19 protein-coding genes and 1 tRNA gene are annotated in these 23,827 nt (G+C 67.6%); 13 read left to right on the top strand and 7 right to left on the bottom strand.

Annotation, left to right across the window (positions count from 1 at the left end; genetic code table 11):
* Positions 1-5 precede the first annotated feature (5 nt).
* On the bottom strand, positions 6-1,217 hold the full coding sequence (locus MNAB215_RS07885; RefSeq protein ID WP_077078201.1) for an acyl-CoA dehydrogenase family protein: 1,212 nt from the start codon (positions 1,215-1,217) through the stop codon (positions 6-8).
* A 27-nt stretch (positions 1,218-1,244) separates the two neighbouring features.
* Positions 1,245-1,856: a TetR/AcrR family transcriptional regulator gene (locus MNAB215_RS07880; protein WP_077078200.1), complete on the bottom strand. Its 612-nt coding sequence runs from the start codon at positions 1,854-1,856 to the stop codon at positions 1,245-1,247.
* A gap of 335 nt (positions 1,857-2,191) precedes the next feature.
* Between MNAB215_RS07880 and MNAB215_RS07875 the strand changes: the two genes are divergently transcribed.
* The 4 genes from MNAB215_RS07875 to nrfD are packed head-to-tail and all read left to right on the top strand — an operon-like array spanning position 2,192 to position 8,513.
* Entirely contained in the window at positions 2,192-3,079 is an 888-nt protein-coding gene (locus MNAB215_RS07875; RefSeq protein WP_077078199.1) for a fructose bisphosphate aldolase, read from the top strand.
* A 42-nt stretch (positions 3,080-3,121) separates the two neighbouring features.
* Positions 3,122-6,436, top strand: coding sequence for a formate dehydrogenase (gene fdh, locus MNAB215_RS07865; protein WP_165691533.1), 3,315 nt, complete (start codon positions 3,122-3,124; stop codon positions 6,434-6,436).
* Positions 6,433-7,422 carry a 4Fe-4S dicluster domain-containing protein gene (locus MNAB215_RS07860; protein WP_077078196.1) on the top strand — a complete coding sequence of 330 codons (990 nt, stop codon included), beginning with the start codon at positions 6,433-6,435 and terminating at the stop codon, positions 7,420-7,422. Before fdh ends, MNAB215_RS07860 begins: the two co-directional genes overlap by 4 nt.
* Entirely contained in the window at positions 7,419-8,513 is a 1,095-nt protein-coding gene (gene nrfD, locus MNAB215_RS07855) for an NrfD/PsrC family molybdoenzyme membrane anchor subunit (protein WP_077078195.1), read from the top strand. Before MNAB215_RS07860 ends, nrfD begins: the two co-directional genes overlap by 4 nt.
* Before the next feature lie 7 nt (positions 8,514-8,520).
* Here the strand turns inward: nrfD and selD are convergent, their stop codons facing one another.
* Positions 8,521-9,498 carry a selenide, water dikinase SelD gene (selD, locus tag MNAB215_RS07850; protein ID WP_077078194.1) on the bottom strand — a complete coding sequence of 326 codons (978 nt, stop codon included), beginning with the start codon at positions 9,496-9,498 and terminating at the stop codon, positions 8,521-8,523.
* A gap of 226 nt (positions 9,499-9,724) precedes the next feature.
* Here selD and MNAB215_RS07845 point away from each other — a divergent pair.
* From MNAB215_RS07845 to MNAB215_RS07815, 7 genes are all read left to right on the top strand, one after another.
* Positions 9,725-9,820 (top strand) — tRNA-Sec (locus tag MNAB215_RS07845).
* A gap of 28 nt (positions 9,821-9,848) precedes the next feature.
* Positions 9,849-11,168 carry an L-seryl-tRNA(Sec) selenium transferase gene (selA, locus tag MNAB215_RS30160; RefSeq protein ID WP_077078193.1) on the top strand — a complete coding sequence of 440 codons (1,320 nt, stop codon included), beginning with the start codon at positions 9,849-9,851 and terminating at the stop codon, positions 11,166-11,168.
* Positions 11,165-12,961, top strand: a complete 1,797-nt coding sequence (gene selB / locus MNAB215_RS07835) for a selenocysteine-specific translation elongation factor (RefSeq protein WP_077078510.1) — start codon at positions 11,165-11,167, stop codon at positions 12,959-12,961. The genes selA and selB overlap by 4 nt, the downstream gene beginning before the upstream one ends.
* A gap of 61 nt (positions 12,962-13,022) precedes the next feature.
* Positions 13,023-14,351, top strand: a complete 1,329-nt coding sequence (locus MNAB215_RS07830) for a sensor histidine kinase (protein WP_077078509.1) — start codon at positions 13,023-13,025, stop codon at positions 14,349-14,351.
* Positions 14,352-14,631: 280 nt separating this feature from the next.
* The gene (locus MNAB215_RS07825) at positions 14,632-16,239 is read left to right on the top strand and encodes a SulP family inorganic anion transporter (RefSeq protein ID WP_174604537.1); all 1,608 of its coding nucleotides are present in this window, start codon (positions 14,632-14,634) and stop codon (positions 16,237-16,239) included.
* A gap of 111 nt (positions 16,240-16,350) precedes the next feature.
* Positions 16,351-16,779: an NAD(+)--rifampin ADP-ribosyltransferase gene (gene arr / locus MNAB215_RS07820; RefSeq protein WP_077078192.1), complete on the top strand. Its 429-nt coding sequence runs from the start codon at positions 16,351-16,353 to the stop codon at positions 16,777-16,779.
* Positions 16,780-16,871: 92 nt separating this feature from the next.
* A complete protein-coding gene (locus MNAB215_RS07815; protein WP_077078191.1) occupies positions 16,872-17,477 on the top strand; it encodes a class I SAM-dependent methyltransferase in 606 nt (201 codons plus the stop codon).
* 46 nt (positions 17,478-17,523) lie between these two features.
* On the opposite strand, the gene MNAB215_RS07810 is transcribed toward MNAB215_RS07815, so the two are convergent.
* The 3 genes from MNAB215_RS07810 to MNAB215_RS07800 form a co-directional block, all read right to left on the bottom strand.
* Positions 17,524-17,805, bottom strand: coding sequence for a hypothetical protein (locus MNAB215_RS07810; RefSeq protein WP_245830162.1), 282 nt, complete (start codon positions 17,803-17,805; stop codon positions 17,524-17,526).
* A gap of 149 nt (positions 17,806-17,954) precedes the next feature.
* A complete protein-coding gene (locus tag MNAB215_RS07805; RefSeq protein ID WP_077078189.1) occupies positions 17,955-19,298 on the bottom strand; it encodes an aromatic ring-hydroxylating oxygenase subunit alpha in 1,344 nt (447 codons plus the stop codon).
* A gap of 21 nt (positions 19,299-19,319) precedes the next feature.
* Entirely contained in the window at positions 19,320-21,080 is a 1,761-nt protein-coding gene (locus MNAB215_RS07800) for an N-acyl-D-amino-acid deacylase family protein (RefSeq protein ID WP_077078188.1), read from the bottom strand.
* Between the two features lie 273 nt (positions 21,081-21,353).
* Between MNAB215_RS07800 and MNAB215_RS07795 the strand changes: the two genes are divergently transcribed.
* Together MNAB215_RS07795 and MNAB215_RS07790 are read left to right on the top strand one after the other, a co-directional pair.
* Entirely contained in the window at positions 21,354-22,490 is a 1,137-nt protein-coding gene (locus tag MNAB215_RS07795; protein ID WP_245830160.1) for a catalase family peroxidase, read from the top strand.
* Positions 22,487-23,059 (top strand): cytochrome b, encoded by a 573-nt coding sequence (locus MNAB215_RS07790; RefSeq protein WP_077078187.1) that lies wholly within the window; start codon positions 22,487-22,489, stop codon positions 23,057-23,059. The genes MNAB215_RS07795 and MNAB215_RS07790 overlap by 4 nt, the downstream gene beginning before the upstream one ends.
* 52 nt (positions 23,060-23,111) lie before the next feature.
* Here MNAB215_RS07790 and MNAB215_RS07785 read toward each other — a convergent pair whose 3' ends face one another.
* Positions 23,112-23,711 carry a TetR/AcrR family transcriptional regulator gene (locus MNAB215_RS07785; protein ID WP_077078186.1) on the bottom strand — a complete coding sequence of 200 codons (600 nt, stop codon included), beginning with the start codon at positions 23,709-23,711 and terminating at the stop codon, positions 23,112-23,114.
* Positions 23,712-23,827: the final 116 nt, after the last annotated feature.

Below are 23,827 nucleotides of genomic sequence, written 5' to 3'. Positions count from 1 at the left end.
GCCGGCTAGCGGATCGGCAGCCCAGTCACCGCCCGCGAAATCACCAGGCGCTGGATCTCGCTGGTCCCCTCGAAGATGGTGAAAATCTTGGCGTCCCGGTGCATGCGCTCCACCGGATAGTCGCGGGTGTACCCATTGCCGCCCAGGATCTGGATCGCCTCGTCGGTGACATATACGGCGGTCTCGCTCGCCACCAGCTTGGCCATCGAGCCCTCCGCCGAGTCGAAGCTCTTGTCGTTGCGCGCCATCCAGCCGGCCCGCCACACCAGCAGCCGGGCCGCGTCGATGCGGCTCTTCATGTCCGCCAGCTTGAACGCCACCGCCTGAAATTCACCGATCTTGCGGCCGAATTGCTCACGCTGGCAGGCGTATTCGAGGGCATACTCGTAGGCGGCCCGGGCTACGCCGACGGCCATCGCGCCGACGGTGGGCCGGGTGCGTTCGAAGGTCTTCATCGCGGCCTGGCCGCCCGCGGAGGCACCGGACTTGACCCGGGCGATCTTTGCCTCGAACTTTTCCCGGCCGCCGAGGATGCAGTCTTCGGGCAGCCGGACGTTGTCGAGCACCACCTCGGCGGTGTGCGACGCGCGGATCCCGTGCTTCTTGAATTTCTGGCCCTGCGAAACACCTTTGGTGTCCGGCGGGATGACGAAGCTGGCCTGCCCGCGGGTGCCGAGTTCGGGGTAGACCGAGGCCACCACGATGTGCACGTTGGCGATCCCGCCGTTGGTGGCCCAGGTCTTGGTGCCGTTGAGCACCCATTCGCCGGTCGCTTCGTCGTAGCGCGCGCGAGTGCGGATGGCGCCGACGTCAGACCCCGCGTCGGGCTCCGACGAGCAGAACGCACCCAGCTTGGGGTCACCGGGCGAACCGAACATCTCGGGAAGCCAACGGCCCAGCTGTTCGGGAGTTCCGTTGCCCGCCAACGCTGCCGCCGCCAGCCCGGTGCCCAAGATGGACAGCGCGATGCCGGCGTCGCCCCAGAACATCTCCTCGAATGCAGTGAGGAAGCCGAGCCCCGTCGGCTCGGCGGCCTGCTGGGCGAAGAAGTCGGGGGAGTACAGCCCGACCTTCGCGGCCTCCTGGATCACCGGCCACGGAGTTTCCTCTCGCTCATCCCATTCGGCTGCGGCCGGACGGATGACCTCGGACGCGAATTGGTGCACCCAATCGCGCACTTCGATCACATCGTCGCTGAGCTCTAGTGAGAACGTCATGATTACCCCCTTGAAAGGCGTTGTCGGTCAATCGTTTCTGTCGTTGGTGTACTGCGCGAGGACGCTGAGCGTTTGGTTGACCCACGCCTCGAAGTAACGTTCGCCGTCGACGTTGCCGGGCGTGCGACCCGTCAACGCCTGCAGTGTCGCGGCGTAGGAGAGTGATCCGATCGCCGCGGCCGCGGCCGCCTCCGGATCCGGAATGCTGGTGCGGCCCGAGCGGTTGGACGCGACCAGCTCATCGGCGAACCGCTGGTAGGCGTTGTCGGTGATGACCTGCCAGGTCTTCTCGTCCAGATCGCCGAGCTCGTCGGGTTCGCGCAGCATGACCTTGAGCACCTCTTCGCCCTCGGTCAGGTTGCTCCAGATCAGCTGACCCGCCGTCCGAACCGCCTGCTCGACGCTGCCGGGGTCCCCGGCGTCGAACTCTTCACGCGCGGCCACGATGCTGTCGATCCGGTACGCGACCGCCGCCTCCAGCAGCTCGCGCTTGGACGCGAAGTGCTTGTAGAGCGCGCCCGAACCCGGCGCCAGGCCGGATGCGCGCTGAATGTCGGCCACCGAGGTCGCCGCGTAGCCCTTGGCGGCGAAGAGCTTCAGCGCTTCGGCCAGCAGTCGGTCACGTCCCGAGGCGGGCATAGTGAGAGAGTAATCACTCACCACAGGCCGTGGCAAATCACGCCGGTGCCCGTGCGGTTTCACAATCGCCACATCGGCCTCTTTAGGGGGAAGGGGCACGTTGTGCCCGCCTCCGAGCGACAAATCGAGGCCGCGCGTGCGAGCCGGGCATCCGCCAGCGACTGTCGCTCAGAGGCGGGCAAATGGTCCCGCGTCCCGTCGCAGCGACTGGTGTGGCGGATATGACGACATCGATCGTCGAGCATAGGAAAACCGCCGGTAGTAGCCGGAACGGCTGCCTGTGCGCCATGCTAGGACCCGGGCGCAGGGTAACTGGACGAGGGAGAGGGAGTGCAGTGAACGACGAGCAGCGCAACGTCATGGCGTCGGGGCGTGGCTTCATCGCCGCGCTGGACCAAAGCGGCGGCAGCACGCCGAAAGCCTTGAAGCTGTATGGGATTGAAGAGGATGCCTACGAAGGCGACGAGCAGATGTTCGACCTCATGCACCAGATGCGCGCGCGGCTGATCTCCGCGCCGAGCTTCACCGGCGACAAGATCATCGCGACCATCCTGTTCGAGCAGACCATGGACCGCACCATCGACGGCGAGGAGTCCGCGGCGTTTCTGTGGAAGCGCAAGCACATCGTGCCGTTCGTGAAGGTCGACCAGGGGCTGGCCGACGCCGAGAACGGCGTGCAGCTCATGAAGCCCATGACGAAGCTCGACTCGCTGCTGGAGCGGGCCGTGGCCAAGGGCATTTTCGGGACGAAGATGCGCTCATTCATCGCCGAGCCCAACCATGACGGGATCAAGGCCATCGTCGACCAGCAATTCGAATACGCGGACACCATCGCCGCGGCCGGGCTGATGCCGATCATCGAGCCAGAGGTCAGCATCAAAAGCCCGGACAAGCCCAAGGCCGACGCGCTGCTGGTGTCGGCGCTGAACACGAAGCTCGACGAGCTGCCCGCCGAACGGCAGGTGATGCTCAAGCTGACCCTGCCGGACGACGACGACCTCTACACGCCGCTCATCGACCACCCCCGGGTGCTGCGGGTGGTCGCCCTGTCCGGCGGCTACAGCCTCGCCGAGAGCTGCACCATCCTGGCCCGCAACCACGGCCTCATCGCCAGTTTTTCGCGGGCGTTGACCGAAGGGCTGACCGCTGCGCAGAGCGACTCGGAATTCGACGAGAAGCTCAGCGCGAACATCGCGGAGATCTACGCGGCATCCGCGACATGACGTCCGTCGCGCAGCGGGGTCACCCGCATTAGTCTTTCGAGCATGGCCGGAAAAAACTCGCTGCCCAAGCTTTTCCTCGAATGGCCCGTGATCCGTCAGTTGCGGTCGGGGGACGTACTCGGTCGCGGCACCGCTGTGACCTCCAGGCAGACCCGTGCGGTCACCGCCCGCACGACGACTGCCGACCGTGTCGTGCAAAGCGTGTGCCCGTATTGCGCGGTCGGCTGCGGACAGCGGGTCTACGTCAAGGACGAGAAGGTCGTCCAGATCGAGGGCGACCCCGACTCGCCGATCTCGCGGGGCCGCCTGTGCCCCAAGGGTTCTGCCAGTGAGCAGCTGGTCAACTCGCCGGGCCGGCAGCTCGAAGTGCTCTACCGGGCCCCGCGCGCGACCGAATGGCAGCGCCTCGACCTGGACACCGCGACCGACATGGTGGCCGACCGCTTCCTGGAATCCCGCCGCAACAGCTGGCAGGACATCGACAAGAAGGGACAGCTGCTGCGCCGCACCATGGGCATCGCGGCCCTGGGCGGTGCGACCCTGGACAACGAAGAGAACTATCTGATCAAGAAGCTCTTCACCGCCGCAGGCGCGATTCAGATCGAGAACCAAGCCCGTATTTGACACAGCTCCACGGTTCCCGGTCTGGGGACCTCCTTCGGGCGCGGCGGCGCCACCCAATCACTGCAAGACATGGCCAACGCCGATTGCATCATCATCCAGGGCTCCAACATGGCCGAATGCCATCCGGTCGGGTTCCAGTGGGTCGAGGAGGCTAAAGCCCGAGGCGCGCGGCTGATTCATGTCGACCCGCGCTTCACCCGCACCTCGGCGGTATCGGATAAGCACATCCCGATCCGCGCCGGGTCGGATGTGGTGCTGCTCGGCGCGCTGATCAACCACGTCCTCACCCATGACCTGTGGTTCTCCGAATACGTCGTCGCCTACACCAACGCGGCCACGCTGATCAACGAAAACTTCAGGGATACCGAGGAACTCGGCGGTTTGTTCTCCGGCTACGACCCCGAGACCGGCCAGTACGACCCGTCGTCGTGGGCGTACGCCGAACACGAGGAATCCGATCCTGAGCACGGCGCCGACGCCTCGGCAAGCGCAGCCGGCCAGGAGTATGGCAGCGGGGGACCGCCGCTCGCCCACGCTCGGGTGCTGCGCGACGAGACACTGCAGCACCCCCAGACCGTATTTCAGATACTTAAGCGCCATTACGCCCGCTACACCCCGGAGATGGTGCGCGACATCTGCGGCATCAGCCTCGCGGATTTCGACTACCTGGCCCGCTCCATCGTCGAGAACTCCGGGCGCGAGCGCACCACGTGTTTCGCCTACGCCGTCGGGTGGACACAGCACACCCTGGGCGCCCAATTCATCCGCACCGCAACAATTTTGCAGTTGCTGATGGGTAATGTGGGTCGCCCGGGCAGCGGCATCATGGCTTTGCGCGGCCACGCCAGCATCCAGGGCTCCACCGACATTCCGACGTTGTTCAATCTGCTGCCGGGATACCTGCCGATGCCCAAGGCGGGCACCCACGACACCCTCGCCGACTACCTCGAGGCGGTGGGATCCAAGAAGCAGAAAGGCTTCTGGGCCAACGCCGACACCTATACGGTGAGCCTGCTCAAGGCGTGGTGGGGCGACGCGGCCCGCGAAGACAACGACTGGGCCTTCGACTACCTGCCGCGGCTGTCCGGTCCACACGGGACCTACCAGACCGTGATGGGAATGCTGGACGACGAGGTCGAGGGCTACTTCCTGCTGGGCCAGAATCCCGCGGTCGGCTCGGCCCACGGCCGCATGCAGCGGCTCGGCATGGCCCACCTGAAATGGCTCGTGGTGCGCGACCTGAACATGATCGAATCGGCCACCTGGTGGAAGGACGGTCCGGAGATCGCGTCCGGTGAACTCAAGACCGAGGACATCGAGACGGAGGTGTTCTTCTTCCCGGCGGCCTCGCACGTGGAGAAGGCGGGAACCTTCACCCAGACGCAGCGGCTGATCCAGTGGCGGCACAAGGCGCTCGAGCCGCCCGGCCAGTGCCAAAGCGAGGTGCAGTTCTTCTTCGAGCTCGGCAAGCGGATCAAGGCGCGGCTGGCCGGCTCGACGGACGAGCGCGACCGGCCGCTGCTGGACCTGACGTGGGACTACCCGACTGACGAGCACGGTGAGATCGACGGCGAGGCCGTACTGGCCGAGTACAACGGGCACCACCTCACCGGACCCGAGGCGGGCAAGCCGGTGTCGTCGTTCACCGAGCTGCGCGCCGACGGGTCCACCGCCGCGGGCTGCTGGATCTACGCCGGGGTCTACGCCAACGGCGTCAACCAGGCTGCCCGCCGCGTGCCACACGGCGGAAGCGGTCCGAGCCAGTCGGAGTGGGGCTGGGCGTGGCCGGCCGACCGGCGGATTCTGTACAACCGCGCGTCGGCCGACCCGGACGGCCAGCCGTGGAGTGAGCGCAAGCGCTACATCTGGTGGGACGCCGAGAAACAGCGTTGGGTCGGGTATGACGTGCCCGACTTCGTCGCCGACCGGGCACCGGACAGCCGCCCCGACCCCGCGCTCGGCGGGCCGGCCGCGCTGGCCGGCGACGACCCGTTCATCATGCAGGCCGACGGCAAGGGCTGGCTCTTCGCGCCCAAGGGCTTGGTCGACGGACCGTTGCCCACGCACTACGAACCGCAGGAGTCGCCGGTCGCCAACGCCCTGTACCCCCAGCAGCGGAACCCGTCGCGAATCATCTTCCCCCGCAAGGAAAATCTGAGTGCGCCGAGCGCCGGGGACCCCGGCGCCGACGTCTATCCCTACGTGTTCACCACCTACCGGCTCACCGAGCACCACACCGCCGGCGGCATGAGCCGATGGCTGCCGTATTTGTCCGAGCTGCAGCCGGAGATGTTCTGCGAGGTCTCCCCGGAGCTGGCCGCCGAACGCGGCCTCGAGCCGTACGGGTGGGCCACGCTCATTTCCCCGCGCGCCGCGATCGAGGCGCGGGTGTTGGTCACCGAGCGGATGACTCCGTTGGTCATCAACGGGCACACGGTGCACCAGATCGGGCTGCCGTATCACTGGGGTGTCGGCAGCGACGCGGTGGTGAGCGGCGATGCGGCCAACGATCTGCTGGGCGTGACGCTGGACCCGAACGTGCAGATTCAGGAGTCGAAGGCCGGGTCCTGCGATATTCAGCCGGGCCGACGGCCGCAGGGCGAGGATGTGTTGCGGCTGATCGCTGAGTATCAGTCGCGCGCAGGCGTCACGGTCGAGACGGACAATGTACGGGTGAGCGACGCCGTGTGGGAGATCGTCGACAACGCGCAGGAGACGAGGGGAGGCCCGTGAAGTTCAAGGGTCAGCTGACCGGACCGACTGACCCGGCAGCCGACGCCGGTTGGACGGAGGAGAAGCCGCGCAAGGGCTTCTTCACCGACACCTCGATCTGCATCGGCTGCAAGGCCTGCGAAGTGGCGTGCAAGGAGTGGAACCGCAACCCGCGCGACGGCGACCTCGAACTGCTGGGCTCCTCCTACGACAACACGGGTTCGCTAGGGGCCAGCACCTGGCGGCATGTGGCGTTCATCGAGCAGAACCGCGACCGCATCGACGAGGCCCGCGAATCCGGCCAGGCGCTCATCGATTTGGGCATGCCCGCGTTGCCCGGCGCCCCTGAACCCATCGACCCCGAGCCGTTCACGCCACCGGACACCCCGGAATTTCGCTGGCTGATGTCGTCGGACGTGTGCAAGCACTGCACGCACGCCGGCTGTCTCGACGTCTGCCCGACGGGGGCGCTGTTCCGAACCGAGTTCGGCACGGTGGTGGTGCAGCACGACGTGTGCAACGGCTGCGGCACCTGCGTGGCCGGATGCCCGTTCGGCGTGGTCGAGCGCCGCAGCGACGGCACGTATGCCACCTCGGAGCGCAAGTCCGACCAGCTCGCTCATGAATACGTCACCGGTGTCGCCCAGAAATGCACGCTCTGCTACGACCGCTTGGTCGAGGATCAGATTCCGGCCTGCGCCCAAACCTGTCCGACCACGTCGATCAAGTTCGGTAATCACGACGAGCTGGTGGAGCAGGCGCGGGAGCGGGTCGCTCAGCTGCACGCCCAGGGCCGCACCGAGGCGCGCCTCTACGGCGCCAACGAACACGACGGCGTCGGCGGCATCGGCTCGGTCTTCCTCTTGCTCGACGAACCGGAGGTCTACGGCCTGCCGCCCGATCCGCGGGTCTGCACCGCTGACCTGCCGCAGATGTTCAAGCGGGCCGGCATGGCCGCGGCCGGCATGATCGGCGCCGCCGTGGTGGCGTTCTGGAGCAGCCGATGAGTACCTCGGAATTCGACAGCTTCCGTCCGCCGGAGCCCGCGGGCGGCAAACGCCGGAAAGGCAAGCGCTCCAAACGTCGCGGCGGCGGCAGTGGTTCCGATGGCTCGCGCGAGATGCCGATGGTCCCCGACGCCGAATTCACCTCGTACTACGGGCGTCCGGTGGTCAAGGCCCCGCCGTGGGGACACGAAGTGGCGGCGTACCTGTTCCTCGGCGGCGTCGCTGGTGGGTCCGGCCTGCTTGCGGCCGGTGCCCAGCTAACCGGACGAAAAACGTTGCGCCGCAACACAAGACTGTCCGCCCTGGTGGCCGTCGGGCTGGGTGCGGTCGCGCTGGTGAAGGATCTGGGCCGGCCCGAGCGGTTCGTCAACATGCTGCGGACCGTGAAGCTGACGTCGCCGATGAGTGTTGGTTCGTGGATTCTCAGCTTCTTCAGCGCCGGCATCGGGGTTGCCGCGGTCTTCGAGATCGACCGGATGACCGGGGAGCGAATCCCGTTGGGCCCCTTGCGGCCTGTGCTGCGCGCACTGGAAGGGCCGGCCGGTCTGGAGGCCGCGGTGTTCGCAGCACCGCTGGCCGTCTACACCGCGGTGCTGCTCACCGACACGGCGACGCCGACGTGGAACGCCGCGTACCGAGACCTGCCGTTCGTGTTCGTCAGCTCGGCGAGCCTGGCCGCGTCGGGGTTGGCGATGATCACCACGCCTGTGTCCGAGTCCGGGCCGGCCCGCAACCTGGCCGTCATCGGTGCGATCTGTGACCTGATCTCCGCCAGGGTCACCGAACACCGGATGGACCCGGTCACCAGAGAACCGCTGCACGAGGGCGCGCCTGGTCGGATGCTGGAATGGAGCGAACGGCTGGCCGCCGCAGGGGGTTTGGGCGCATTGCTGGGCGGGCGACACCGCGGCGTCGCCGCCCTGTCCGGCCTGGCGCTGCTGGCCGCGTCGGCTCTCTTGAGGTTCGGTTTCTTCGAGGCGGGCAAGGAATCGGCGCGGCACCCGCGCTACACGATCGAGCCGCAGAAGCGTCGGCTGGCGGCGCGCCGGGCGGCAGGCATCACCGACGACTCGATCACCACCGCTGGTTGAAGCCGCGCTAGCGGATATCGATGCCCGAGCCCGAAACCGTATGCCCGACAACCGGATAGCCGGGTAGTTCGCCGACCACGAGCAAGCCGCCGGAGGTTTGCGCATCGGCAAGCAGCAGCAGCTCGTCCTCGGTGACACCGGGGCCGGGACGCAGATGCGGGCGCACCCAGTCCAGGTTGCGGCGCGTCCCGCCGGAGACGAACCCGTCGCGCAACGCCGCGCGCGCGCTGTCGAGAACCGGCACCGCGGCGCGGTCGACGACGGCGCCGACTTTTGAGGCCCGGCACATCTTGTACAGGTGGCCCAGCAGACCGAACCCGGTCACGTCGGTCGCCGCTTTGAGCCCTGCCGTCGTCGCGGCCAGGGCCGCGTCGCGGTTGAGTTGGGTCATCGTCGCGATCGCTTCGGCGAACACCTCGCCGGTCTGCTTGTGCCGATTGTTGAGCAGTCCGGTGCCCAGCGGCTTGGTCAGCGTCAGCGGCAGGTTCGGTGCTGCGGAGTCGTTGCGCAGCAACCGATTTGGATCAGCAACACCGGTCACGGCCATGCCGTACTTCGGTTCCGGGTCGTCGATGGAGTGGCCGCCGATCACCGGGCAGCCCGCCTCTGACGCTACCGCCAAGCCGCCGCGCAGCACCTCGGTCATCAGCTCCAGCGGCAGCACGTCGCGCGGCCAGCCCACGAGGTTGATCGCGACGATCGGCCGCCCGCCCATCGCGTATATGTCGGACAGCGCGTTGGCCGCGGCGATACGGCCCCAGTCGTAGGCGTCGTCGACGACCGGGGTGAAAAAGTCCGCGGTGGACAGCACCGCGATGTCACCGACCAGCACCGCGGCCGCATCGTCGCCGTCGTCGAGGCCGACGAGCACGTTCTCGTTCGACTGCCCGGCGAGTCCGCGGACCGCCTCTTCAAGTTCGCCGGGCGGGATCTTGCAGGCGCAGCCGCCGCCGTGGGCGTAACCGGTGAGCCGCGTCGGGGTCATACGCCGAGCCTACGAGGTAGTCACATTAGCCTCACGCGGCTCTGCCCCGGCAGGCACACGTTGTGCCCGCATCACAGCGACAAAGTCGCCTATAGCCGCCGGCACCCGCAGCGCGTCCGCGTTTGTCGCTCGGAGGCGGGCACGGCGACCATCCCTCGGCGCATCCGCCGACGCCGGGGCCACTGTGGCTGATGTGACGCGGCGCCGGTCAGGCTACGTTGTCCGTGGAGGCGTTTGGGTTCCTGGTGGTCCCCCCGGTCTTCAAAACCGGTGAGATCGAGCATCTCGGTCTGGCGGGTTCGATTCCCGTCCGCCTCCGCCAGCGTGGACCGAGGAGGTCGAGGAGGCAAGTGACACAGATCGACCCGCGCCGACTGATTCCGCGCACCGATCAGCTGCTGGCGCTTCCCGCCGTGCAGCAGGCGCGAACTCGGTTGGGCGAGAGCCTCGTCCGGGCGGTGATCCGCGACATCCAGGACGCTGCGCGGCGCGGTGACCTAATACCCGAGCAGGTGCACGACGCCGTGCTGCGGTCGTTGGCCGCGTACCCAACCACGACGTTGCGGCCCGTGCTCAACGCCACGGGCGTCGTCGTGCACACCAACCTGGGCCGGGCGCCATTGGCAAAGAGCTCGGTCGAAGCCCTGGTCGCCGCCAGCGGCTACGTCGATGTCGAGCTCGATCTGGCCACTGGCACCCGGTCGAAGCGGGGGGCCGCGACCCGCGAAGCGCTGCTCACCGCCTGTCCGGCCGCCGAGGACGCACTTGTGGTCAACAACGGCGCCGCCGCGCTCGTGCTCGCCACCACCGCGCTCGCATCCGGCCGTGAGGTGGTCGTCAGCCGCGGCGAACTCATCGAGATCGGCGCCGGGTTCCGGCTGCCCGACCTGATCGCCTCCACCGGGGCGCGGCTGCGTGAAGTGGGCACCACCAACCGCACCCATCTCAAGGACTACGCCGACGCGATCGGGCCGCAGACCGGATGCGTGCTGAAGGTGCATCAGAGCAACTTCCGCGTCGAAGGGTTCACCGCCTCGGCCACGGTGCCCGAGCTGCGGGCATTGACCGAGCAGCAGGCCATACCCCTGGTCGTCGACCTGGGCAGCGGACTGCTCGCGCCCGACCGGCTGCTGCCCGACGAGCCCGACGCCGCCAGCACGCTGGCCGACGGCGCCGACATCGTCACCGCGAGCGGCGACAAGCTGCTCGGTGGGCCGCAGGCCGGCATCGTGCTCGGTCGTGCCGGGGTCGTCGGCCAGCTGGCCCGGCACCCGTTGGCGCGCGCGGTCCGTGCGGACAAACTGACCCTCGCCGCGCTCGAGGCGACCGTCCGCGTCGGGGCATCGCCCGTGACGCAGGCTCTGCACGCCGACGCCGACTCGCTGCGCGCCCGGGCCGAGCGTCTCGCCGGAGCCGTCGGCGCATCCGTCGTCGCACACGACGGCCGGGTCGGGGGCGGGGGAGCACCCGGCGTGCCGTTGCCGGGGTGGGCGGTCCGCCTTCCCGAAGGCGCCGCCGAACGCCTGCGCGCCGGCGACCCCGCGGTGCTGCCGCGGGTGCACGACGGTGCCTGCCTAGTCGACCTGCGCTGCATCCCCGAATCCGACGACGATCGGCTGCTCGCCGCCGTGCGGACAGCGCTGGCAGGTGTGTCCGAGGCGGACCGCTGAGCACGTATGTTCTGGCCACCGCCGGCCACGTCGACCACGGCAAGAGCACCCTCATCCGAGCCCTGACCGGGATGGAACCCGACCGCTGGGCCGAGGAGCGTCGCCGCGGGCTGACCATCGATCTGGGCTTCGCCTGGACCACGCTGCCGTCGGGCCGCGAGGTCGCCTTTGTCGATGTCCCCGGTCACCAGCGCTTCCTGGGCAACACGCTGGCCGGCCTCGGGCCGGCACCGGTGATCTGCTTCGTCGTCGCCGCCGACGAGGGCTGGCAGGCACAGTCGAGCGATCACCGCGACGCGATCGCCGCCCTCGGCGTCCGGCACGGCCTCATCGCGATCACCCGCGCCGACCGGGCACCCGACCGCGCCCCTGAGGCCCTCGCGCAGGCGCGCGCCGAGCTGGCCGACACCGGGCTGCGCGATGCGCCCGGTGTGATCGTGTCGGCGGTCGACGGCACCGGGCTGACCGAGTTACGCGAGGTGCTCGACCGCGTCCTGGCCGAAGTGCCCGCACCCGACACCACCTCCCGGCTGCGGCTGTGGGTCGATCGTTCCTTCTCCATCGACGGCGCGGGCACGGTGGTGACCGGGACGCTCACGGCCGGCACGCTGGCCCGCGGCGACCGGCTCGAGCTACTCGGCGCCAAGACCCGATCGATAACGATCCGCGGCCTGCAGAGCCGCGGCGAGCCGTACCCGGCGCTGGGGCCGGTGGCCCGGGTGGCCCTCAACCTGCGCGGTGTCTCCCGCGACGCCATCCACCGCGGCGATGCGCTGGTCACCCCCGGCGCGTGGCCCACCACCCGCACTCTCGACGTGCGCCGAACCACCGGCGACCCGTTCACCGAGACCCCGGCGCGGCTCGTCGCGCACGTCGGCACCGCCGCGGTGCCCGCGCGGCTGCGGCCGTTCGACGACGAGCACGGCCGGCTCACCCTCGACCGGCGGCTGCCGCTGGTCCTCGGCGACCGGCTGGTGCTGCGCGACCCCGGCGGCAGCCGGGCCCTCGGCGGTGCCCAGGTACTCGACGCCGACCCACCGGCGCTGCGACGCCGCGGCGACAGCGCGCGCCGGGCGGCGGCGCTGGGCGCCATGGACACCACCGCCGACCTCGCGACCGAGGTGGCCCGCCGGGGCGCCGTGCAGGAGAGCTACCTGCGTCGGCTGGGTCTGCTGCCCGACGGTGGCGCTGACCCACCCGCGGGCGTGCGGGTGCTCAACGGCTGGTGGGTGCACGCCGCGACTTACGACGCGTGGCGGCAACGGCTGCAGACCGCGGTGGCCGAGCTGCATGCGCGAGATCCCTTGGCCGACGGCCTATCGCAAGGCGCCGCGCGCGACCTGCTGGAGCTGCCGGACGAGTCGCTGCTGGACGCGGTCGTTCGTGACACGGGACTCGAGCAGGGTGGTGGCCACATCCGGGTGGGCGGCTCACGCGATGACCTCGGCGGGGCCGAGGCCGCGGTGAGCGAACTCGAGGTTCGGCTGCGCGCCGAGCCGTTCCGCGCGCCGGAAGCCGACGACCTCTCGGCACTGCGGCTGGGCGCTCGGGAACTGGCCGCGGCCGAACGCGCCGGGCGGGTGTTGCGGCTGCGCGACGGCGTGGTGCTGCTGCCCACTGCCCCCGCGATGGCGATGCGTGCGTTGGCTCAGCTGGACCAGCCGTTCACCACAAGCCAAGCGCGCCAAGCACTCGACACCACTCGCCGGGTGGTGATTCCGTTGCTGGAACACCTGGACACGCGGGGCTGGACCCGCCGATTGGACGCCGGTCACCGCGAGGTTGTGCGTTGAGCACGATAATTGGCCCATGATGGTTGCCGACAGTCGCGTGTTGGAAGCGATTCGGCTGCCGATGCGGGTGTTGTCGTTGCGCACTATCGTCATCGTCGCCCAACTCGGCGTGATTGCCGTCGTCGTCACGTTGGGCGTATGGGTGTGGGTCGGCGTCACCAATGACCAGTACAGCCAGCTCGACCGTCGCCTGGACTCGGTGAGCAGCCTGGGCGACATCAGCACGTTGCTCAACAGCCCGCAGCAGAGCAACTCGGACCGGCCTGCCCCCGACGGCAACCTGGTGCGCACCGCGCGCATCGGCGGCATCACCGTGTCGGTTCCTAGCAACATCGTGCTGCCCCAGCTCGCGAACGGCTATGCGAACACCACCATCAACGGCGTGCAGTACCGCGTCCGTACCTTCTCCGCGGGCCCGGCCTCGATCGCCCTGGCCGCGCCGTTGGCCGAGGCTCAGCACCGGATCAATGAACTGCACCTGCGGGTCTTGCTGATCTGCGGTGGCGTCATCACCGGCACGTTCTTGGTCGGCTGGGTGATCTCCCTGATCATGGTCAATCCGTTCCTGCTGCTGGCCCAGCAAGCCCGCGCCATCAACGCCCAGTCCAGTCCGGATGAGGTGCAGGTCCGCGGGGTGCGTGAGGCCGTCGAGATCGCCGAGGCGGTCGAAGGCATGCTGGCCCGCATCGGCAAGGAGCAACAGCGCACCAGGGCGGCGCTGGAGTCGGCGCGCGACTTCGCCGCCGTCGCCTCCCACGAGCTGCGCACCCCGTTGACCGCCATGCGGACCAACCTGGAGGTGCTGTCCACCCTCGAGCTCGGCCCCGAGCAGCGCCAAGAGGTGATCGGCGACGTCATCCGTACCCAGAGCCGGATCGAAGGGACGTTGACGGCGCTGGAGAGGCTGGCGCAGGGCGAACTGACCACCGTCGACGATTTTGTCCCGTTCGACATCACCGAGCTGTTGGACCGCGCCGCGCACGACGCACTGCGCATCTACCCGGACGTGGCCGTGTCGCTGGTGCCCTCACCCACGGTGTTGATGGTGGGGCTACCTACCGGCCTACGGCTGGTGATCGACAACGCCATCGCCAACGCCGTCAGACACGGTGGCGCCACCAAGATTCAGCTGAACGTCACCAGTTCCAGCGAAGGCGTGGAAATCGCCATCGACGACAACGGAACTGGTGTTCCCGAGGAGGAGCGCGTCGCGGTCTTCGCCCGCTTCTCGCGCGGTTCGACGGCATCGCGGTCGGGGTCCGGGTTGGGGCTGGCACTCGTTGCGCAGCAGGCCGAATTGCATGGTGGCCGCGCGTCGTTGCATGCCAGCCCGCTGGGTGGGACGCGCCTGCTGTTGAACGTCGCCGGCGATGGACGAGGGCCCGCCTGAGTCTTGGCGTCTTGAATGATGCTGTAAAGCAACCACTTTGGAACTACCAGGATCTGCGAGCGCGAATCCATGTGCTATTCATATAATTTGCATTCCCTATGCACCCGGGTTGTCCGGTTGACCCGCCTCTGATCGTCCACCTACCTTCGAACGCGGGAGCCAGGGGACAACGGAGTTGCTGGAGAGGCGTAATCGCCTGTGCTCGAATGGAAAGGCCGCCCGCCGTATCAGGGCGGATGGTGAAACGCCCCCAACTTGCAGCCCAAAGAGGGAGGGATCGATGCAGCGCGCAGCACAGCCCGACGGTGATGCCGTCGAGCGGCAAGCAGCATCACGAATGGACCGAATGCGCGGGGTGATCCGGTACGACCTGTCCGCGTCACTGGTGGTTTTCCTGGTCGCGCTTCCGTTGTCGCTGGGAATCGCCATCGCCTCGGACGCGCCCGCCCTCGCCGGGCTGATCGCCGCGATCGTCGGCGGCATCGTCGGTGGGATCTTAGGAGGTTCGCCGCTGCAGGTCAGCGGTCCCGCGGCCGGCCTGACCGTTGTCGTCGCCGATCTCATCGGCCAATTCGGTTGGAAAATACCCTGTTTCATCCCCGTCACCGCCGGTGTCATGCAGCTTCTGTTGGGGCTCAGCCGAGTTGCGCGTGCTGCGCTGGCGATCTCACCCGTCGTCGTCCACGCGATGCTGGCCGGCATCGGCATCACGATCGCGCTCCAACAAGTGCACGTGTTACTGGGCGGGGAGTCCAAAAGCTCGTCGTGGCACAACGTCATTGAGCTGCCCGCTCAGGTGCTCGGCGCGCACCGGCCCGGACTTGCGCTGGGCCTGCTCGTGATCGCCATCATGGTCGGCTGGCGTTGGGTCCCGGCTAAAGTCGCGCCGATTCCCGGGCCGCTGGTCGCCATTGTGGTGGTGACGGTGATCTCGCTGCTCTTTCCGTTCCGGGTATCGCGTATCGAGCTGGACGGGTCGGTGCTGGATGCCCTGCAGCTGCCTGCCCTTCCGCATGGGAACTGGGGCGCCGTGGTACTCGGCATCATCACCGTCACCCTCATCACCAGTGTGCAGAGTCTGCTGACCGCGGTCTCCATCGACCGAATGCACCACGGCCCACGCACCGACTTCAACCGTGAGCTGATCGGTCAGGGCGCCTCCAACATCGTGTCCGGAGCCATCGGTGGCCTGCCCATCGCCGGCGTCATCGTCCGCAGCGCGGCCAATGTCAACGCCGGAGCGAAAACGCGTGCCTCCACCATCCTGCACGGCTTCTGGATCCTGTTGTTCGCCTTGCCTTTTGCGGAACTGGTCGAGCAGGTACCCAGCGCGGCGCTCGCCGGTCTTCTCATCGTCATCGGCATCCAGCTATTGCAGCCCGCCCACGTCGAAACAGCCCTGAAGACAGGCGATTTGGCCATCTACCTGGTGACCGTCATCGGTGTCGTCTTCCTCAACCTGCTGCACGGCGTGATGATCGGTCTGCTGCTGGCCATCGCGCTGACCGGGTGGCGGGTGATCCGGGCCAGGGTGGAGGCCATCCCCGCGGGTGACGAATGGCGGGTCGTGATCGAGGGGGCCTGCACATTTCTCGCGCTGCCCAGGTTGACTCGCGTGCTGGCGTCAGTGCCGCAGTGCACCAGCGTCACCGTGCTTCTGCACACCAACTACCTCGACCATGCCGCGCACCAAGCGATTACCGACTGGCAGCGACAGCATTGCGCCACCGGCGGCACGGTGGAGATCCTCGGAGCCGTCGAAGGAGGCCGGCTCGCCCGCCGCGTCAAGGACGGCACTGCCGAACCCGATACCGCATCGCCGAGAACCGATCGACGGGGTCGTCTGGCCGTAGTTCAGGCGACCCCGGAAACATCTCAAGGTCTGTAGGTGGCAGACGCGAAAACCCCTCTCTCACTATAAGGCTGAGGGAGGGGCTTGCGGCAAGGCCCCTAGCGTGCCGCACAATCTTCCAACCAATGCCAAGCAACGGGGGTTGTTGTGACGAGCACGCCGAAACCCTTTGAAGTCCACGAGTCTGGTGCGTTCCTGCACGGCACCAAGGCAGACCTTTCGGTGGGTGATCTGCTGGTGCCCGGGCGCAGGTCGAACTACGAGCGGGGGCGCGTGTCGAACCACGTGTATGTGACCCAAACACTGGATGCGGCAGCGTGGGGAGCCGAGCTGGCCACCGGCGAGGGCCGATGCCGGATTTACCTCGTGGAACCGGACGGTGCCGTGGAGGACGACCCGAACGTGACGGACAAACGGTTCCCCGGAAATCCGACCCGCTCCTACCGCACCCGGGGACCCGTGAGAATCGTTGGCGAGATCACGGACTGGGTCGGGCATTCATCCGAACAGATACAAGCCAGGCGGGACGGCCTGGCCGACCTCGAGCGCCGGGGCCTTGCCGTCATCGACGACTAATCGGGTCTCATCGTGCCCGTCCCGAAAAAGGGACCTGGCGCAACCGTAGCGACTTAGGGTACCCTAACTTCAACTATCAGCAAGGAGGCCTGATGCCGACAACCTGGGTCGACGCATTGCTGAACAAAAGGCGCCACCAAGGTGCCGCTCCTTTTCCGCATCAGGCTGCGTTCTTCCTCAATAACCCTGTGCGGCGGGCATTGTCCAAGCCGGCGCGAATAGTCGACGACATCAGGCTCACCGGATCCGAGCGCGTGTTGGAAGTCGGTCCGGGTCCGGGCTTTTACAGCGTGGAGATCGCACGCCGGCTCACCTACGGCCAACTCGACCTGTTCGACTTGCAGCCCGAGATGCTGGCGAAGGCCGCGCGGCAACTCGAGCGCGCCGGCTTCCACGACGTCGGCTTCACGGCGGGGCAGGCCGCCGAGGGATTCCCGTTCCCGGACAACACTTTCGATGTCGCTTTCCTCGCCGCGGTGATCGGCGAAGTACCGGACAAGCATGCGTGCCTTCGGTCGCTGAGCCGCATCGTCAAGCCGGGTGGCCACCTTGTCTTCGCCGAAGCGTTTCCCGACCCGGACCGCATGAACGTTCAGCAGTTGCGCGACCTCGCCGAACCCGAGGGTTTCGAGTTCGTCGACGCGACCGGAAACCGATGGCGCGACTTCGTCCGCTTCCGTAACGGCGAAGCCTCCTGACCTCGTCGACGCCTACACAACGGAATTGTCGCTCCGCGCTGACGAACTACATCGGCGGGGCTTGGTCCGTCAGATTCAGCATCATGTAGGCAAGGCAGAACAGGAAGTTCAGCACCAGCAGGATCAAGCCGGCGAAGATCATCGATTGAGTGCCCTTGCGCTGCAGGCGCTTGTACCGCGAGCTGCGCTCGTCGCGTTTCATCTGGGTCGCGATCAGCGCGAAATTGATATCCGTGACTTCGTCTTCGGTGACGGGCATGCCGGCGAGCATCTGCTGCAGCCGAACCGGTTGGGTGTCGATTCCCACGCGGGCAAACTGCCGACTCATCCGGCGCGCGCGCCTCTGACCGAGAATCTGATATCGCGTGTTCAGCTGGTGTGATAGTCGTCCACGTTCTTCGCCGAGGGGATTAGACGCTGCCGTCACAAGCCGGAAGTCTAGACCCGTTTGGGCAATTTGGGGGGTTGAGCGCGCGATTACTTGACCGATTGCGTGGGGACGGCGCCACCGGTCATTCGCTCGGATTCGGGTAGATCGAGGTAGCGCTCGAGGTTGCGATGCATGTTGATCACCCGGCGTTCCTCGCCCGAGAGCACGAGGTGGTTGAAGCCGGGTTGGTGCATGCCCCGCTGTAAACCCGCGAGCACCCGGATGTCTTGGGTGAGCACCACACCCGGCTCGGACTGCTCAGCGGGAACGCGGACGTCCGTCGGCCTATTGCGGTCCGCGCCGGGGGGCATCCGGGTCATCAAGAACATGACCAACTCGCCGTGATCGGGATCCTGACCGGGGCGTGAGCACATGATCGTCAAGTGATCGGCGTTGGCCAGAAGCGTCATGTTGGGGAACACGTTGTACTGGTGCAGGCGGGTGATCCGGTCGGTGTCGGCCCAGTCGAGATCGACCCCCCGGCTGGCCGCGAACGCCCGGGTCTGGACGGCGATCAGGTCGGCCACCGACTGCCCGGGTTGACGTTCGGGAAATGGCGTGCCTTCGGCGGCACCCATCAGCGCGCCCTGGGTATAAACGTAGGCGTCCCATACCTCTTCGTCGCTGAGCGCGCCCTCCAACCGCGGGCTCTGCACACCATAGGGCTGGTCGGATTTGCCGGTATGCCCCCAAATCTGTTGTGGTGCATGGATATCGTCGACGCAGCGCAGTAGCTCGGGGTGCAGGGTCTGGATGTGGTAGGTCTCGCTATAGCCGTCGGCGATCGTCTTCCAGTTGGCCTCGACGTCGACGGTGAGGGTGGCGTAGCAGCGGAAGTCATCCAGATGACACCACGCGATGTCATCGGGTACCGCCTCCAGATACTCGATCAACGGCATCGCTTCACGGTCGAGATTGACGAAGACGAGCCCCGCCCAGCTGTCCACCCGAACGGGTAGCAGCGGGAAGTCCGACATGTGCAGCGCGCCGAAGCCTTTGCGGTCGGGCACTCTGCGGAGCGCGCCGGCAAGGTCCCAGGTCCAGCCGTGATAGCCGCATTTGAGCTCGCGCAGTCCCGAACCCGAGCCGACGCACAGCGAGTTGCCGCGATGGCGGCACGCGTTCTGGAATGCCCGCAGCATGCCGTCGTCGCCCCGCACGATCAGCACCCCGTAAGGGCCGCAGCGGTACTCGAAGTAATCGCCCGGCTCGGCGACGTGGTCGATCATGCAGGCGACCTGCCACACTCGGGGCCACATGTGTTGCATCTCCAGCGCGGCGAACGCCGGAGAGTAATAGCGCTCGGCGGGCACCAGAGTGGGGCTCGGCGGCGGGGTGCCGATGGCGTCCTCGTCGCGGCTGCGAGTGGGGTTGCCCGCGGCTGCTGTCATAGGCCTGGAAAGGGCCCGGCCCTAGCGCGCCCCGCGGACCAGGCGCCCGGGTCTGGCCCCGGTGTCGACGTCCTTGCGGCGGGTCACCGTGCCGCTGACGATGGTCGCCGCGTAGCCGCTCGCCCCCTGCAGGATCCGGTTGCCGCCGGCCGGCAGGTCCCAGGCCATGGCCGCCGGGTGCAGCGTCAACGCGTTCATGTCGATGACGTTGAGGTCGGCCTTCTTGCCCGGCTCGATGGTGCCGCGGTCGGTCAGACCGAAGAGGTGAGCCGTATCGCGGGCTTGCTTGCGGATCACGGTCTCCAGCGACAGCTTCTCGCCGCGGTGCCGGTCGCGCGCCCAGTGTGTGAGCAGGAACGTGGGATAGGAAGCGTCGCAGATCATTCCGCAGTGAGCGCCGCCGTCGGACAGGCCCAGCACGCCGGCGGGGTGCAAGATCATCTCGCGGATCGCGTCGTGGTTGCCGTCGGCGTAGTTGAACAGCGGCAGCATCAGCATCGCGGTCGCGTCCTGTTCGAGCATCAGGTCGTACAGGGTGGACAGCCGGTCCTCGCCGCGGGCTTCGGCGATGGCCGCGACGGTGCGATCCAGGGTGGGCTCGTAGTCCGGCGGGTCGCCGAGCGCGAACAGCCGTTTCAGCGAGTGCTGCACCATGGCGAACATTCCGTCGAACAGCAGCGTGGGGTCGGCGGGCAGGTCGTCCTCGGACAGGATCGCGGCCTTCACCGCGGGGTCGGCCAGGCGCTGTGCGAGTTCCTCACGGCTGCACTCGGCCTTCAGCCGGCGGAAGGTGGGCCGGTGGGTGAAAGCGTGGTGGCCCTGGAACCCGAACATCATGCCGAACGGGCGGGCCGCGATCTGGGGATACAGCCGGCTGCCCGCCGCGTGCGCGTCCGCGGAGAGGTCCATCATCTCGCGCCATAACTTCGGATCGGCGTCGACCTGGATGAGGGCGAACGACACCGGCCGGTCAATCTCGCCGCTCAACCGCCGCATCCAGTCCAGTTCCTTTTTCGGGGCGACGATGTCCTCGCCGGCGGATCCCTGCGGGGCCAGCTCGAAGACCGCCTGGCCCCCGGCCGCCATGGCGCGGCCAAGACCGAACAGTTCGTCCTCGGCGGCAAACGTGCCGGGCACGGGCTCGCCGTCCATCGCGCGGTGTCCCATCGTGCGCGACGTCGAAAAGCCGAGTGCCCCGGCCTCGATCGCTTCGGTGACCAGTCGGCCCATCGCTGCGATGTCCTCGGGCGTGGCCGGCTCGTTGCGGGCGCCCCGCTCACCCATCGCGTAGGCGCGGATGGCGCCGTGCGCCACCTGGCTGCCCACGTCGATCGCGAACTTCTGCTTGCCGATCGCGTCAAGGTACTCCGGGTAGGTCTCCCAGCCCCACGTGATGCCTTCGGTCAGCGCGGTGCCGGGAATGTCTTCGACACCTTCCATCAGCTCGATCAGCCACTTCTCACTGCCCGGGCGCACCGGGGCGAAGCCGACGCCGCAGTTGCCGGTCACGATCGTGGTGACGCCGTGGCCGCTGGACGGCTCCAGCAGGCTGTCCCAGGTGACCTGCCCGTCGTAGTGGGTGTGGATATCGACGAAGCCCGGGGCCACCACATGCCCTGTCGCGTCGATGGTTTCGGCCGCTTCGCCGCCCAGCTCCGGGTCACCCGCGCCGCGCCGCACCACGTCGACAATCTTGCCGTCCAAGATGGCGATGTCGGCCTGATAGCGCTGCGCGCCCGTGCCGTCGACGACGGTGCCGCCGGTGATCTTGAGGTCGAACACGAGTTTCCTCCGAAGTCTGTGCGGGGTCGCCATGGGGCTGGCCGGTCTTAGCCGTTGACGCTAGACCGACCATTACGCTACGCCTCGTCCCGTAAAGAGTGAAGGCATTCGTCGTGACCGGTTGAACGATTCGAGTCCACGTCCCGTGGGATGAGATTGGCGGCATCGATCGCCATAAGGGTTGCGCACGCGATAGGCCCGTGGGTGAATTGCCTTCACCGACTTCGTTCGCACGCCACGGCCCGGCAGCACAGGACGGAAAGGACGGTGGGCATGCAGCCCGCTGATCGCGACGGCGCCCAGGCCGACGAACCCATCGAAACCACGCCCGCGCGGTTCGGCGCGCTGACTCGGCGGGGTGCCCTGCTGGGGATCGGCGCGGTAGCCGGTGTCGCCGCGGTGGATGTGGGCGGGTTCGCCTACGCCGGCGGCTGGCTCGGCTCTTCAGGACCCGACGACTTGACCCCGCCGAGGTTCGCCGACCGCTTCGAACAGGTCTACGGCCGGCACGACGGGTTTCGCCGAAACCATGCCAAAGGCCTCAGTGCCACAGGGACTTTCGACAGCACGGGGGCTGGCGCGGCCGTTTGCCGCGCGGCGGTCTTCCGGGCGGGCAGCGTCGGCGTGGTCGGCCGCTTCTCGCTGGGCGGCGGTCTGCCGGATCAGTCCGACAAGCCCGACACGGTCCGGGGTCTGGCGTTGCTGTTCGACGTGGGGGGCGGCCAGCAGTGGCGCACCGCGATGATCAACTTTCCCGTCTTCACCGACAGCACGCCGGAAGGTTTTTACGAGCGGATGCTCGCGTCCAAACCCCGGCCCGATACCGGCAAGCCGGACCCGCAGAAGTTGGCCGCATTCCTCGACCGCCATCCCGAAACCGTTGCCGCAATGAAAGTCATCAAGCAGTTACCACCCAGCGCGGGATTCGCGGACAGCTCGTTTCACGGTCTGAACGCCTTCTGGTTCACCAACAGTGCCGGTGCGAGCGTTCCCGTGCGCTGGTCCGTTGTTCCGCAGGCCGCCGGCGGCGCGGCTGCCCCGCCCATATCGGTCGGCAAGGATTATCTGTTCGACGACCTCATTCGCGTGCTCGCGCAGCGGCCGCTGACGTGGCGGCTGGTTCTCACCATCGGGGAGCCGGGCGATCCGACCAACGACGCCACCAAGCCGTGGCCCGCGTCCCGGCGCACGATCGAGGCCGGCAGCATCACCATCACCGCGGTCCAGACCGAGGAAGCGGGCAACGCCCGCGACGTCAACTTCGACCCGACCGTGCTACCCGACGGCATCACCGCATCCGACGATCCCCTGCTGGCCGCGCGCTCGGCCGTCTACGCGCGGTCCTTCAGCCGTCGCGCCGAAGAACCCAAGTCGCCCAGCGAGGTCAACGTGCGCCAGGTGCTCTCATGACCGTGGCGACAAGCGAAAACAGCGGCACCACGGCACATTTCACCTTGTTATCGAGGATCCTGCACTGGACGATGGCGCCGATGGTCATCGTGCAACTGCTCATCGGCGTCACCATGATCGCGTCGCTGAGCTACTACCCGCTGATGCTGGCCATCCACCGGCCGCTGGGCCTGGCCATCCTCGTCTTCGCTCTGGTGCGCTTGGCGAATCGGCTCTCGCATCACCCGCCGCCGTTCCTGGCGACCATGAGCCGCCTCGAACGACGGATCGCGACGTGGTCGGAATATGCGCTGTACGCCCTGCTGCTGGCCCAGCCGGTGGTCGGGTGGGCGATGTTGTCGGCCGCGCGATTCCCGATCGTCGTTGTCGGCCCGATCCGGCTGCCGGGCATCGCGCCGCACAACATCGACCTCTACGGGCTGCTGCGCGAATGCCATGGCGTCTTCGCTTTCCTACTGTTCGCGACGTTCACCGCCCACATGTGCGCGGTGCTGTTTCACACGCTGGTGCTGCGCGACAAGCTCATCGATCGGATGGCGTTGTGGCCCACCAAGGGCCGGCGCCGCTGACCCGGCGGCGCAGCTGAAGTCGTCGAGGCGATCGGCCAGGCCCGCTGACTCCTCAGCGCTTGAGGCCGAGCGAGTCCACGATGAGCCGGGTGGTCAGTTCGGCCCGGCGCCGCGAGTACGACTGCGCGTCAGAAAGGATCGGATACACCACCCCGCCGACGATGGCGTCCGCGGCCGACTCGGCGGTGGACGCATCGATCCCCTCGGCCAGCAGCCTTGTTCGGACGCTGTCATGCAGGGGCAAGCTGAAGCCCGCTCGCAGCCTGACCGCGGTGTCCTCGTGTTCCATGCAGGCGACGGTCAATGTTCGCAGCATCGCCGACCCGCGAGCCGTCGTCAGCGTCGCGGTGAGTTTGCGCACCCACGCCACCAGGTCGCTCGCCAGATCCCCGGTGTGTTCCACCGACGTGAGAATTTTGTCGGCGTCTTCGAGCATCACGTCGGCGACGAGCGCGGGACGCGTCGGCCACCAGCGATAGATGGTCTGCTTTCCGACCCCGGCGCGCGCGGCGACCGCCTCGATGGTGAGCCCGTCGAATCCGCGCTCGAGAAGTAGCTCGCGGGTGGCGGTGACGATGGCCGTGCGCGACTTCTCACTACGCCGCCTCGGAGTGTCGGCCCCAGAGGTCACCCGAGTGAGATCGGCTGGCATCTCGTGATCCTCGTTTCCCGGACCCCGCGTGGTGGTGGCCCCGCCCGCAGGCGTTGAGCCCGCTTTACATATCCTGACCCGGCCCGTAATCTGCCACAAGACGAGACGGTTCGTCT

The sequence above is a fragment of the Mycobacterium numidiamassiliense genome, from assembly GCF_900157365.1.
Taxonomy (GTDB): domain Bacteria; phylum Actinomycetota; class Actinomycetes; order Mycobacteriales; family Mycobacteriaceae; genus Mycobacterium; species Mycobacterium numidiamassiliense.
This window is presented reverse-complemented; position numbering and strand designations above follow the sequence as displayed.

Bases quoted from the DNA above. Each gene is read 5' to 3' on its own strand.
- MNAB215_RS07810 (WP_245830162.1), bottom strand. From the start codon at position 17,805: ATGAGTCGGCAGTTTGCCCGCGTGGGAATCGACACCCAACCGGTTCGG.
- nrfD (WP_077078195.1), top strand. From the start codon at position 7,419: ATGAGTACCTCGGAATTCGACAGCTTCCGTCCGCCGGAGCCCGCGGGC.
- MNAB215_RS07790 (WP_077078187.1), top strand. From the start codon at position 22,487: ATGACCGTGGCGACAAGCGAAAACAGCGGCACCACGGCACATTTCACC.
- MNAB215_RS07830 (WP_077078509.1), top strand. From the start codon at position 13,023: ATGCGGGTGTTGTCGTTGCGCACTATCGTCATCGTCGCCCAACTCGGC.
- MNAB215_RS07880 (WP_077078200.1), bottom strand. From the start codon at position 1,856: ATGCCCGCCTCGGGACGTGACCGACTGCTGGCCGAAGCGCTGAAGCTC.
- selD (WP_077078194.1), bottom strand. From the start codon at position 9,498: ATGACCCCGACGCGGCTCACCGGTTACGCCCACGGCGGCGGCTGCGCC.
- MNAB215_RS07795 (WP_245830160.1), top strand. From the start codon at position 21,354: ATGCAGCCCGCTGATCGCGACGGCGCCCAGGCCGACGAACCCATCGAA.
- MNAB215_RS07805 (WP_077078189.1), bottom strand. From the start codon at position 19,298: ATGACAGCAGCCGCGGGCAACCCCACTCGCAGCCGCGACGAGGACGCC.
- MNAB215_RS07815 (WP_077078191.1), top strand. From the start codon at position 16,872: ATGCCGACAACCTGGGTCGACGCATTGCTGAACAAAAGGCGCCACCAA.
- MNAB215_RS07885 (WP_077078201.1), bottom strand. From the start codon at position 1,217: ATGACGTTCTCACTAGAGCTCAGCGACGATGTGATCGAAGTGCGCGAT.
- MNAB215_RS07785 (WP_077078186.1), bottom strand. From the start codon at position 23,711: ATGCCAGCCGATCTCACTCGGGTGACCTCTGGGGCCGACACTCCGAGG.
- MNAB215_RS07825 (WP_174604537.1), top strand. From the start codon at position 14,632: ATGCAGCGCGCAGCACAGCCCGACGGTGATGCCGTCGAGCGGCAAGCA.